11 protein-coding genes are annotated in these 12,002 nt (G+C 41.8%); all 11 read right to left on the reverse strand.

Annotation, left to right across the window (positions count from 1 at the left end):
* Position 1: 1 nt before the first annotated feature.
* The 11 genes from IJI01_RS10400 to IJI01_RS10450 all read right to left on the reverse strand — a co-directional run bounded on the left by IJI01_RS10400 (position 2) and on the right by IJI01_RS10450 (position 12,000).
* The gene (locus IJI01_RS10400) at positions 2 to 1,102 is read right to left on the reverse strand and encodes a glycosyltransferase (RefSeq protein ID WP_292189787.1); all 1,101 of its coding nucleotides are present in this window, start codon (positions 1,100 to 1,102) and stop codon (positions 2 to 4) included.
* A 12-nt stretch (positions 1,103 to 1,114) separates the two neighbouring features.
* Positions 1,115 to 2,314, reverse strand: a complete 1,200-nt coding sequence (locus IJI01_RS10405) for a glycosyltransferase (RefSeq protein WP_292189790.1) — start codon at positions 2,312 to 2,314, stop codon at positions 1,115 to 1,117.
* A complete protein-coding gene (locus IJI01_RS10410; protein WP_292189793.1) occupies positions 2,314 to 3,756 on the reverse strand; it encodes a glycosyltransferase in 1,443 nt (480 codons plus the stop codon). The genes IJI01_RS10405 and IJI01_RS10410 overlap by 1 nt, the downstream gene beginning before the upstream one ends.
* Before the next feature lie 11 nt (positions 3,757 to 3,767).
* Positions 3,768 to 4,517, reverse strand: coding sequence for a DUF2334 domain-containing protein (locus IJI01_RS10415; RefSeq protein ID WP_292189796.1), 750 nt, complete (start codon positions 4,515 to 4,517; stop codon positions 3,768 to 3,770).
* A complete protein-coding gene (locus tag IJI01_RS10420; protein WP_292189799.1) occupies positions 4,514 to 5,488 on the reverse strand; it encodes an SDR family oxidoreductase in 975 nt (324 codons plus the stop codon). Before IJI01_RS10420 ends, IJI01_RS10415 begins: the two co-directional genes overlap by 4 nt.
* Positions 5,489 to 5,678: 190 nt before the next feature.
* A complete protein-coding gene (locus IJI01_RS10425; RefSeq protein WP_292189802.1) occupies positions 5,679 to 6,995 on the reverse strand; it encodes a nucleotide sugar dehydrogenase in 1,317 nt (438 codons plus the stop codon).
* Between the two features lie 60 nt (positions 6,996 to 7,055).
* Positions 7,056 to 8,141, reverse strand: a complete 1,086-nt coding sequence (locus tag IJI01_RS10430; RefSeq protein WP_292189804.1) for a glycosyltransferase family 4 protein — start codon at positions 8,139 to 8,141, stop codon at positions 7,056 to 7,058.
* Between the two features lie 11 nt (positions 8,142 to 8,152).
* The gene (locus IJI01_RS10435; protein ID WP_292189806.1) at positions 8,153 to 9,151 is read right to left on the reverse strand and encodes an ATP-grasp domain-containing protein; all 999 of its coding nucleotides are present in this window, start codon (positions 9,149 to 9,151) and stop codon (positions 8,153 to 8,155) included.
* A complete protein-coding gene (locus tag IJI01_RS10440) occupies positions 9,148 to 10,098 on the reverse strand; it encodes a 1-aminocyclopropane-1-carboxylate deaminase/D-cysteine desulfhydrase (RefSeq protein ID WP_292189809.1) in 951 nt (316 codons plus the stop codon). Before IJI01_RS10440 ends, IJI01_RS10435 begins: the two co-directional genes overlap by 4 nt.
* Positions 10,095 to 10,706 carry a sugar transferase gene (locus tag IJI01_RS10445; protein ID WP_292189812.1) on the reverse strand — a complete coding sequence of 204 codons (612 nt, stop codon included), beginning with the start codon at positions 10,704 to 10,706 and terminating at the stop codon, positions 10,095 to 10,097. The genes IJI01_RS10440 and IJI01_RS10445 overlap by 4 nt, the downstream gene beginning before the upstream one ends.
* A 22-nt stretch (positions 10,707 to 10,728) precedes the next feature.
* Positions 10,729 to 12,000, reverse strand: a complete 1,272-nt coding sequence (locus IJI01_RS10450) for a DegT/DnrJ/EryC1/StrS family aminotransferase (protein WP_292189815.1) — start codon at positions 11,998 to 12,000, stop codon at positions 10,729 to 10,731.
* Positions 12,001 to 12,002: the final 2 nt, after the last annotated feature.

Here is a 12,002-nt window from a genome sequence, read left to right on the forward strand (position 1 = left end):
ATTATTTGTTGGTCACCTTCTGAAGATAGTTTTTCCACTGTTCAAAGATTGCATCTATGCTGGCTATCTGTTCAATCTCTTTGGCCTTCTGGCCCATTTTATCCGCTAGCTCTTTATTCTCAATAAGGGTGTTCATCCTGTCTGCCAGAGCATCCTCATCCCCAACAGGGATAAGAAAACCATTCTCACCATCTCTGATGACAGCAGCTGGGCCACCACAAGGGCAGTCAGTTGCCACAACCGGCATTCCCATAGCCATGGCTTCCAAAAGTGAGTTAGGCATTCCCTCATAGTCTGAAGAATATGCATAAATCTCACCCTTAGGGATTTCCTCATCAAGAGTACTGCAAGGTCCCATGAGATGAACAAAGCTCTCTGCATTGTTGTCTGCTATAATTTTCTCCAGAATCTCCTTGGTTCCATCAAGTGAATCTGGTCCGTAAATTTTGAGCTCATAATCAGGGTGTTTGTCATGCACCTTAAGGAATGCTCTGACAAGCATTGGCTGATTCTTAAAATCCACAAGTCTTGCGTGATGAACTACGCATTTATCTGGTGTCTTACTCCTACTAACCGCAAAATACCTGGGATTAATAGGATTCATAATTATAATGGAATTATCCTGTAAATATGGTTTAAAGAATTCTCTCTGCTCCTGAGTCTGGAAAACACATCCAGCAGCCTTAGGAAACAGACATTTGATCTGAATCGTATCAGAAAAGGCATCGTAATACCCTATAGGATTGATTCGAACAGAAATAACAACTGGTATCTTACTATTTCCTGCTGCCATGAGGGCTCTGTAGTTGGCCCTGTGTGCAAACGCAACAAGAACATCTGGCTGATACTCTTTGACAAATTCTTTGAGATATTTAACTCGTAAGAGGAACTTAGTCACTCTGCTCTTTTTCTCATCGCCCTCGCGAAGTCCAACGTGAACTCTTGTCACTCTCTCATCGAGCTCGAATTCGTTCTCATCGTACCACTCTGTGGCAACATATACTTTTATTCCCTCCTGTGCAAAACGGTTCGCAAGGTTGGAAACAACCCTCTCTGCACCGCCCTGACAGAGGCAGTTCAAATGAAATGCAATAGACTTCATAAATAAGTGATCCTATTCATACCTTCTGAGTATCTCATGGATACTGTCTCTGTATTTATCAGGAGTATATAGTAATGCTCGCTCATACGCCTTACTACTATAATACTCTCGCTTGTCGCCCCTCTCAAGTAAGCTGCAGATGGCATCAGCAAGGACTCTCTCGCCATCAGTAATATGATCCGGATCCATATCCACATTCTCGTCCATATCAGGTACAAGAACGCCATACTCTCCTTCTATAGTAACATCTGTTGATGCTCCATCTGGTTTCTCAGAAAGGAGCTTGTTATATTCCTCATCTGAAAGAAGAATCTCTCTTGGTCCTGTCTTACAATCCGCTGAGATAACCGGCATCTCCATAGCCATAGCCTCAAGTACGGCATTAGGAAAGCCCTCATGATTGGAGCTGCATACATAGATATCTCCAAGAGCCACATATGGAAATGGATTCTTCCTTACACCTGGAAACTGCGCTTTACCTTCTACTCCAAGCTTTTTGGCAAGCTCTTCATAAGCGCTCCAGTCTCCTGCCCCAAGTACAATAAGTCTTGCCTCAGGATGCTTTTTATACACAAGTGAAAAAGCCTTAAGCAGATGCCACATTCCCTTTATGTAATCATTTCTGCCCATTGTAGCAATGACCTTAACGTCCTGTCCTTCAAATGGGTAATCTGAAACTTCTTCGCTGGCCTTTTTCTCTACATCTATCACATCAAGTGGATTGTAGATAAAAGAACTCTTATCGTAGCCATAGTCATCTAAGAGCTGTCTCATGATTTCTCTTGAGCAGGACAAAACCTGATCAGACTTTTTGCAAAAGAGCTTAACCTGATCTGGTCTTTCCATATCAGTCTGACACCTCAGTCCTGTCAGAACCTTTTCTTTTCCTCTGGACAGAACATTCACATAATTGGCTGAGCTTCCAAAGCTATAGGAAATATCTATTTTAAGCTCTTTCTTTTTCTGTTTAACCTTGGCTATACGCCTCAATATGTTAGTAACCTTGTTGACAATGCCTTTCTTGGCAGGCACATCTATGTCCACAATATTAAGCCCTGTAATATCATAATTGATATCCTTAGAGCTGAAGATAAGAACATATACGTTATAATACTGCTGCATCAGTCTCGCAGTAGCTACACATACTCGCTCAAAACCGCCCTGATGGAGCATGGGCACCATGAGCATCAGATTCTTTTTGGTGGCATCCATTAAAAATGTCCTCTTTCATAGAAAAAGCCCATTAATTTGGCCTGAGCTTTTACATCAAAGCCTGCTGCTCTCAACTTATTCTGTATATAGTCAGATGACTGAGAACGGTCACCGATTGAATACTCAATGGCTCTGTGCAGTTCTCTTTCTGCCTTGGGAACATTGACCTTTTCAAAGCCAGTTCCTTCATCAAGAAGGTCAAAGTCAGGCATATCCTCTGTTTCAAATATACTCTCCGGTCTCTCACCTGCTATAGCTGTAAGTGTCTTATTGAGCTTGATCTCTTCCTGAAGAGCATCGCTGTGATAATCCTCATGGAAAAGAAGATCGTCCAATATCTTCCTTGCCCAGTCTCTTGGCTCTGAGTTGATACTGCGCATAGATACAAGCTCTGTCGCATTTACTTCCGGAGTGACAGCATCTGACACAAGACACTGAAGTCCTGCTGCCTGAGCTTCTACAACGCTTCCTGGAAGTCCCTCATATCTGGAAGGGAAGCAGAAATAGTCCATAGCCTGGTAATACTCACTGGCATTACTCTTATTTCCTGCAAAGATACAACGGTCATATATGTGAAGCCTGTCAGCAAGCTTCTTCATATCATCAAATAAAGGTCCCTTACCCAGCATCAAAAGCCTTACTCGCATGCCATGAAGCATACTGTACTGGTTAAGATCATCATTATCAAGGATCCTGCATACCTGCGCAAAGACATTAAGAAGGAACTCATGGTTCTTGGCATATCTAAAGCTTCCAACATGTCCAATAACCAGCGCATTGCTAACTCCAAGCTCTTTTCTTATCTTGTCTCTGACAGCCTCGTTATAAGCAAAGTGGCCCAGATCAATTGCGTTAGGAATTATCCTTACATTGCCTGCATTGACCATATCCTTGCCAAATACTGATATTCCAGCTTCTCTTGAGCACGCGAAGTTATAATCAGTAAGTCCTTCTCTCTGAAGAGGTGCCCTGAAGATCTTGGTGGCAATTCCTTTGACACCATTATCTACTCCTGCGCTTCTGGCATGAGCAATACAGATTGGAATTCCAGACTTTCTGGCAATAGGAAGATAAATAGCTGCAGTACTTGTCATGTGTCCCTGAACCATCTTCCATTCGCCCTGATGCTCCTTGAACACCCTCTTAAGTGCAGCTTTATATTCTACAAGATTTGTTCCAACAAACTTAGGGACGCAGAAAATTCTGCCTCCCAACTTTTTAACGCTATTATCAAAATAGTCCGGCTCCCTGACTGCCATAAGTTCATCAGAAGTCGGACTTTTTTTACCTGTTTTTTCTGGCGAGTAGTGTACTAGGAAATCAAATTGTATCTTGTCCCTGTCCATATTGCGATAGAGATCAATGATACGGCACTCTGCTCCACCAACGCCAAGTCCCCCTAATACGTGGAGTATACGTATTTGTCCATACCCGTATTCCATATGATCCACCCTTATTTCTTAGAAAGGTTCCTCTTTAATCTGACTGCAAGATATTTAGCCTTGGCAGTCATATATTCCTGGGCTTCTTCCTTAAGCCCACGCATTTTAGCATCGTAATGCAAAAATTCGTCATAGGATACCACATCTGCTCTGTCAAACAGTTTATCTAGATTATCAAAATCCCTGTTGGACATGGTTGCTGCATGGTATACAAATGTCACGATTCCCTCTTCCTTGCTGGAAAGAGTCTTGGATTTGCTGATAGAAATAGGATAAAAAATCATTCCTTCCCTTTCATATGGGTGGATTCCAAATCCATCAGTAATCCTGTAAAAACCATTTACCTTAAGAGCTTTCAGAGTGTTCTTGTCAAAAGAGTGTGATGGCGCCATAAAGAAGTCTGTGATGATTCCATGACTCTTTAAGATGCGCTTTCCCTCTCTGATCATCTCATCCTGTCTGGGATAAGGAACGCCTGCAAACTCTGACTTGTCTCCAATAGGAAACATTCCAGGTTCCCTGGTAGTATATACATGATTATATCCATGCATGGCTACTACCCAGCCTTGCTGCTGGAGGCCTCTGATGTACTCCCAGAAGTCCTCTCTGGGTGCACTCTTTTTTAATTTCTTATCCTGATTATCAGGCACCACACCTATCAAGGGTTTGATTCCATGCTTGTCCAGAATCGCCTTGAATTTGTAGAACTTTTCAAAGTCCATATCTGGTGTGATGTCATCCATTCTAATAGTTATCTTCATAAATTCTCTTTATACCATTCAATGGCCAGTTCAATTCCAGCCTTGAAATCATAAGATGGGTCATAGCCAAGATTCTGTCTAGCCTTGGAAATATCAGCATTAGAATCTCTGATATCACCAGCACGAGGTGGTCCAAAGATTGGCTCTACGTCCATTCCAAGTGCGCCTGTAAGATGATGATATACATCTATAAGGAATTCTCTTCCGCCTGCACCGATATTGTAAGCTTCACCAGCTGCCTCAGAAGAAGCAAGGCATGCGCGAAGGTTACCTTCGATAACATTATCAACGTATGTAAAGTCTCTTGACTGCTTACCATCGCCATTGATAGTTGGTGTCTCGCCATTCATGAGCTGACGAAGGAACTTAGGAATAACGGCTGCATATGCACCATTAGGATCCTGTCTTCTACCGACTACATTGAAGTATCTAAGTCCATAGGTATCAAGACCATAGAGCTTCTTGTAAAGCTTACCGTACTCCTCATCAGTCTTCTTGGTAAGAGCATATGGTGAAAGAACATTTCCTTCCTGGCCTTCCTTCTTAGGAAGAACAGTAGAATCTCCATAAACAGATGAGCTTGAAGCATATACGAACTTCTTAACTCCGTTCTGTCTTGATGCTTCCATCATGTTAAGAGTTCCTCTGATATTGATCTCCTCGTACAAAAGAGGCATCTCGATACTTCTAGGAACACTTCCCCAGGCTGCTTCATTAAGAACATAGTCAACGCCCTTAGTAGCTTCCATACATGCATCAAGATCTCTGATGTCCTTCTCGATGAATGTGAAATTAGGATTGCTCATGAAAGGCTGAATATTCTCAATATGTCCTGTTGAGAGGTTATCCAAACATCTTACTGTATAGCCCATCTCAAGAAGAGCCTCACATATATTGGAACCGATAAAGCCAGCTCCGCCAGTTACAAGGAAGACAGAGCCTTCCGGAAATTTTAAATCTCTAAAACCCATTGTAATTCTCCTTAAAACACATATGATATACGCATGACTCCACTTCGTTCTCGTCATGCTGCAAACATTCGAAAATCGAAATACTCATTTCATTCGCATTTCTTTTTTTCTCATGTTTGTTCAGTCTTCATGGTCATAAAAATTATCATGCAAGCATGAAATTTTCATGACTTTGAATCCTTATATCATATTACAATCTCCAATAGTCGAACTCAGGAGCCTTGTAATCCTCAAGGTTGTACATTCCCTTAAGATCCATGAATACCTTAACCTTGTTGTCCTTGTTAAAGAACTTAGCAATATCTGCAGGCTTGTAGTCCTTGAAGTCCTCATGAGCAACAGCCATGATAACTGCATCCATATCCTTAACGTCATCAAGTGAATCGAATTCAATGCCGTAAAGTCTCTTAGCCTCATCTGAATCTGCCTGAGGATCAACTACTACTGGCTTGATTCCATACTCACCGAGCTCATTGTAGATGTCGATGATCTTGGTATTACGTGTATCTGGGCAGTTTTCCTTGAATGTGAATCCGAGGATTGCTACCTTAGCATTCTTAACAGCTACATCTGCTGCAATAAGTCTCTTAACGCATGCCTCTGCAATATACTTACCCATGTCATCATTGATACGACGACCTGAGAGAATGATCTGTGAGTGATATCCAAGCTCCTCAGCCTTGTATGTAAGGTAATAAGGATCAACACCGATACAGTGTCCACCTACAAGACCTGGTCTGAATGGAAGGAAGTTCCACTTTGTTCCAGCTGCCTCGAGAACGCTCTTTGTGTCGATTCCCATCTTGTTGAAGATGATTGAAAGCTCGTTCATGAAAGCGATATTGATATCACGCTGTGAGTTCTCGATAACCTTGGCAGCCTCAGCAACCTTGATTGACTGAGCCTTATATACGCCTGCAAGTGCTACAAGACTGTAAACATTTGCAACCTCTTCAAGAGTCTCTTCATCCATACCAGAAACAATCTTGGTAATTGTATCAAGTCTGTGTACCTTGTCACCTGGGTTGATACGCTCTGGTGAATATCCAACTTTGAAGTCTACGCCACACTTAAGGCCTGACTCCTGCTCAAGGATAGGAACGCATACATCCTCAGTAACACCAGGATATACTGTTGACTCGTATACTACGATTGATCCCTTTGTAAGGTACTTACCAAGGGTATGGCTTGCTCCCTCAACTGGTGAAAGATCAGGAGTATGATCGTCATTAACAGGTGTAGGAACTGCTACAACGTGGAATTTACACTCCTTAAGCTTCTCAGGATCTGCTGTAAACTCTACAGTTGTCTCCTTGATAGCATCATCACCAACTTCTCTTGTTGGGTCGATTCCTCTCTTGTACATGTCAACCTTGGCAGCATTGAAATCATAACCTACTACCTTGATCTTCTTGGCATAAGCTACAGCAATAGGCATACCAACGTAGCCAAGACCAACTAATGACAGCTTCTCTTCTCCAGCAAGGAGCTTTTCATATAAACTCATAATATTTCCTCCGAAATAAAAGTGTCTTTTTTCACATACTCCAATATTATACTACGTATGTCAAATTTCCTGCATATATGCATTAACAACCGCATTTCTGTCAAAATGCTCTTCTACCCATTTACGTCCGGCAAGACCCATCTTTTGTCTGCTCAAAATATCCAGCGACATAAATCTGTCCAACGCTTCATAGAGAGCTTCCTTGTCCCTTGACTTGAATAAAAAGCCTGACACATCTCTGTTGACAACTTCCCTGCATCCGCTGATATCTGAAGCAATAACTGGTCTTCCAGTAGCAGCAGCCTCCATCAGTACATTGGACATTCCCTCGTGATAGGATGGATGTACTATCGCATCAGCTTCCCTCATATATGGGTGGATATCCTTCTGATAAGGAATCATCTTGAGATATCCGGCCTTCTCAGCAGCCTTAACTCTGTCTTCAAAATCATCCTCAAAGTATCCAACTGCTGAAAATGCAATCTTGTCGCCATATTTCTCATGAAGCTTCTCTGCAGCATAAAGATATTCCTCAGTTCCCTTCTCCTTCATGAGTCTTCCTATGTATAGGAACCTTGTAATGTCATCCTTGTGCCCAGGATATTCTTCAAAGCTGTGCTTATCCAGATTGACACCAGAACCACTTACTGTGACATGCTTTTGGGCTCTGATACCATTTTGTTCAAATATCTTTCTATTGGTATCGTTCTGGAAAAAGAGGCATCTGCACTTCTTAAGTGAAACCTTGTACATGGTCACTATCAGTTTCAGAAGCATTCCTCCTCTTTCAAAGGTTGAACCAAGTCCTGTAATTGTTGAAAGATATGGAACCTTTAACAGTCTGCAGGCGAATCCGCCATAAATATTAGGCTTAATGGTGTAGGTAAGAACAATGTCAGGTTTCTCACGCTTAATAAGCCTCTTATAAGAACGGAAAAGAGCCATATCCTGTACAGGATTGACTCCGCGTCTGTTAATATCTGTGTGCTCAACCCTGCAGCCTTCTGCAGTAAGTTCTTTATTTTTTAAATCATCAGGAAGGCTTATTACTACTTCATAGCCTTCCTCTAATAGTCTCAGCAAAAGTTCATTTCGAAAGTCATAAAGACCGCTTGATGAATTTGCCAGAATCAGTGCCTTAGGCATAACTATCATCCTTATAATTCTTTTTTGATCAGCTTCTCTTCAGGCATAATGCAAAGCTCATTGTATTTCATCATATATATGCCTTCCTGATAATCTCCGATATTGACAGGATTTTCAATTCCCTTGAGGTTATTGATAATCTGTCTTGGGAAGTTGACTCCGCAGGCATAGGCATGTGGATAACCGCCTCCAAATCTCGGATTGACCTCTGACAGGTACCAGGTATCAGTAGCATTGTCATAGAACAGGTCGATATCTATCATTCCTCTGTAGCCAACAGTCTCAACAAAAGAAGCTATCTGTTTAAAGAGATTCTCATCCTTAACTGATACTGACTTATCTGTCTCTCCGGCTCTCATCTTTATCTTTTCCTTGAGGAAAATAGATGTACACTTGCCTGAGATCATATCGATATATACGTCAGCTCCATACTCCTGGCCTCTCATATATTCCTGAATGATAAGATCATCATAATCATGGAAAAGAGCTACCAGCATCTCTTTGGATTCTACTGCATTTATATTGATTGAGGCACTTCCTCTTCTAGGCTTAACAAAAACAGGGAAGTCCACCTCACCTGCAGCCATGGCGTTCTCAAAATCCTCGATGGAAAGATAGCACTTAGCTGTAGGAATTCCGAGCTTAACAAGCATCTCGTACATTCTGTATTTATCAAGGCTGACTTCGCACAGCTCATAGGATGAAACTATAGGAGTTACACCTATCTCAGTAAATCTGTCAGCATTCTCAGCAAGAAGAGACAGCTCAGGATCAATAAGACTAAATACTCCGTCAATCTTTTCTCTTCTACAAAGTCCCAGAATCTCATCGATATAAAATGGATCCTTGATCTTGGGAACTATAACAGCCTTATCAGCGTCATAGATTGCCGGTCCAATGTTGGAACAATCTGTTGCTACAACATTTCCGTTGTTGGCAAGCTCATGTCTGAAAGCCTGTACTACCTTATTTCTTGTTCCTGCACTCAGAATAAGTATATTTGTGCTCATCCTTTACCTCCGAATTTATTCAGGTCATCAAAAAATAGTGGTGTTCCGCCTGTGTGTATAAATAATATGTTCTTATCAGCAATATTATTCTGTCTGATATACTTCTCCATACCAAGGAAAGCCTTGCCCGTATAAGTACTATCCAGAGGCATTCCATACATAACAAGTGATTTCTTAATCACATCCTGAATCTCAATGCTGTCAGTACCGTAGCCATCACCTGTATAGTCATCCAGGAATATGGTCTTATCCTGAATATCCGCTTCTGAAATGCCAGCACTCTCAAACTCTTTCTGTCCAAGATACTCTCTGATGCTATCAAGCACCACATCTCTTCCTCTTGGATTCTTCCTGGCAATGCTGATTCCTATTATCTTCCTGTCATCGCCCTCAAGGAGCTGTCCACATACAAGCCCTGCCTGAGTAGTACCAGTTCCCGATGCAAAAAAGATATAGTCAAAAAATATATTATTAGCTTTCTCGAACTCTTTTATTTCCTGATAACATGCAATATAAGCTCTAGTGCCAATATTGCCATGACCACCACCTAAGATAAAATAAGGGTTATGTCCAAGCTTTCTCAGCTCATCGAGCTTATCATCTATGGTCCTACTGACCTGATCTACTGGAACAGTGATGATCTCAGCGCCAAATAATTTCATCATCTCAGAATTATAGGTGCTGTCACTAACCTCAGCTGGTCCAATGATTATACATTTCTTACCTCTGGCCGCGGCCATATTAGCCACAACCCTGCAGTGATTGGAATGGCTGCTGCCATAGGTCACCACATAGTCATAATCGCCCTTATCTATATCCTGGAAGAAATGAAAAGCCTTCCTCGCCTTGTTTCCACCAAAGGAATAGGGAATCATGTCCTCTCTTTTAACATAAAGAGCGCCAAACTCATCACTATTAAGTTTATATGTGGGCGTCATATTCATCATTTGTTTTGCGCTTTTCTGTACTCATCAAAGTCAGGAAGTGCATTCAGCACGACTCCATCATGTGACAAAACAGTTTTTATAGTATCTATTATAACCTTAACATCAGTTAAAAAGGTCAGATGTTCAACATAATATATGTCGTATTCAAATTTCTTTTCCCAGGAAATAGCATTTCTGCCATGTGCCTGCGCATAACCTGTAAGTCCTGGTCTTACGCTGTGGCGAAGCCTCTCCCTATCGTTGTAGTAAGGAAGGTATTTGACAAGAAGTGGTCTTGGTCCGATAAAGCTCATATCCCCTTTGAGGATATTGAAAAACTCAGGAAGCTCATCAAGGCTTGTTGCCCTGAGCTTCTTGCCAAAAGAGGTAAGTCTCACTTCATCAGGAAGAAGATTACCATTCTCATCCTTCTCATCAGTCATTGACCTGAACTTGTACATTCCAAATATCTTCTCATCCTTGCCAGGGCGCTGCTGCTTGAAAATGATCGGACTTCCAAGCTTGGTTCTGACAAGTATAGCCAGAATGATATACAGCCATGAGAAAAGAACTATGACAAGGAGCGATAGTACTATATCAAATAGTCTTTTAAAAAAATGTTTGTACATAACACCTCATCCGGTAATTTTATTAAGCAAAGCATCTCTTAACTATCTCAATGATCACATCCTGCTGCTCAGGAGTCATCTTGTTATCACTTGGAAGGCAAAGGCCTCTTTCGAAGATATCCATTCCAATATCAGGAACAGCACCTTCGTTGATATATGCGTTACTTCTAGCTCTTCCGTTACCACTCTCTGTGATGAAAGGATTCATTCTGTATACTGGCTGCATGTGCATAGGCTTCCAGATTGGTCTGCCTTCAGCATTGTACTTATCGATTTCTTCAAGAATCTCAGTAGGGCAGCTCTTGCCAGGCTCAGATACATAGAGAACATCTCTCTCTCCGCGAACCTGCTTGCACATAGCTTCCTTGTCGATGAGGATACATGAAAGCCAGAAGTTAGGCTCACTATTCTTCTCATCGTATGGATTCATTGTCACAGGAAGATCCTTGAAGCCTTCCTTGTAGCGCTCATAGATAGCTTTTTTCTGAGCAATATGCTCATCAAGATAAGGAATCTGGCCTCTTACTACACCAGCAACTACGTTACTCATACGGTAGTTATATCCAAGCTCCTCGTGCTGATACCATGGAGCATCCTCTCTTGCCTGGGTAGACCACTTACGAACCTTGTGGGCATCTTCCAAATTGTTTGTCAGGAACATACCTCCTGCAGATCCAGTAATGATCTTATTTCCGTTAAAAGAAATAATGCCATAGTCGCCAAGAATACCTGTCTGCTGTCCCTTGTAGGTTGCACCAAGTGATTCTGCTGCGTCCTCAACAATAAGAGCACCATGCTCCTTGCAGATATTGCGAATCTCGTCCATCTTGCCAGGTGTTCCATAGAGGTGTGCTATTACGACAAGCTTAACCTCTGGGTAAATCTCAAAAGCCTTTTTAAGAGCCTTAGGATTCATGTTCCAGGTCTCATATTCTGTATCGATGAATACAGCTTTTCCACCTTCGTAGGCAATTGGATTAACTGTAGCATCAAAGGTCATATCTGAGCAGAAAACCTTGTGTCCCTCAAGTGTTCCATGGCCAACCCTTGCCTGTCCGTAGAGCCTCTCACCAGCAAGCTTGATAGCAAGGTGAAGAGAAGCTGTTCCAGCTGAAAGAGCTACAGCATCCTTACATCCAACCTTCTGGCAGATCATCTTCTCTGCTTCATTGATATTGGCACCAATTGTGGACATCCAGTTAGTATCATAGGCTTCCTGAATATACTTGATCTCATCGCCATGCATTGTAGGTGATGAAAGATATAACTTTGACTCAAATGGCTTCATTTCCATAA

Origin of the sequence: Butyrivibrio sp. (assembly GCF_017433805.1) — a bacterium.
In the GTDB taxonomy this organism is placed as follows: domain Bacteria; phylum Bacillota; class Clostridia; order Lachnospirales; family Lachnospiraceae; genus Butyrivibrio.

Excerpts from the sequence above, each read along its gene's own strand:
- IJI01_RS10400 (WP_292189787.1), bottom strand. The coding sequence starts at position 1,102 with ATGAAGTCTATTGCATTTCATTTGAACTGCCTCTGTCAGGGCGGTGCA.
- IJI01_RS10405 (WP_292189790.1), bottom strand. The coding sequence starts at position 2,314 with ATGGATGCCACCAAAAAGAATCTGATGCTCATGGTGCCCATGCTCCAT.
- IJI01_RS10410 (WP_292189793.1), bottom strand. The coding sequence starts at position 3,756 with ATGGAATACGGGTATGGACAAATACGTATACTCCACGTATTAGGGGGA.
- IJI01_RS10415 (WP_292189796.1), bottom strand. The coding sequence starts at position 4,517 with ATGAAGATAACTATTAGAATGGATGACATCACACCAGATATGGACTTT.
- IJI01_RS10420 (WP_292189799.1), bottom strand. The coding sequence starts at position 5,488 with ATGGGTTTTAGAGATTTAAAATTTCCGGAAGGCTCTGTCTTCCTTGTA.
- IJI01_RS10425 (WP_292189802.1), bottom strand. The coding sequence starts at position 6,995 with ATGAGTTTATATGAAAAGCTCCTTGCTGGAGAAGAGAAGCTGTCATTA.
- IJI01_RS10430 (WP_292189804.1), bottom strand. The coding sequence starts at position 8,141 with ATGCCTAAGGCACTGATTCTGGCAAATTCATCAAGCGGTCTTTATGAC.
- IJI01_RS10435 (WP_292189806.1), bottom strand. The coding sequence starts at position 9,151 with ATGAGCACAAATATACTTATTCTGAGTGCAGGAACAAGAAATAAGGTA.
- IJI01_RS10440 (WP_292189809.1), bottom strand. The coding sequence starts at position 10,098 with ATGATGAATATGACGCCCACATATAAACTTAATAGTGATGAGTTTGGC.
- IJI01_RS10445 (WP_292189812.1), bottom strand. The coding sequence starts at position 10,706 with ATGTACAAACATTTTTTTAAAAGACTATTTGATATAGTACTATCGCTC.
- IJI01_RS10450 (WP_292189815.1), bottom strand. The coding sequence starts at position 12,000 with ATGGAAATGAAGCCATTTGAGTCAAAGTTATATCTTTCATCACCTACA.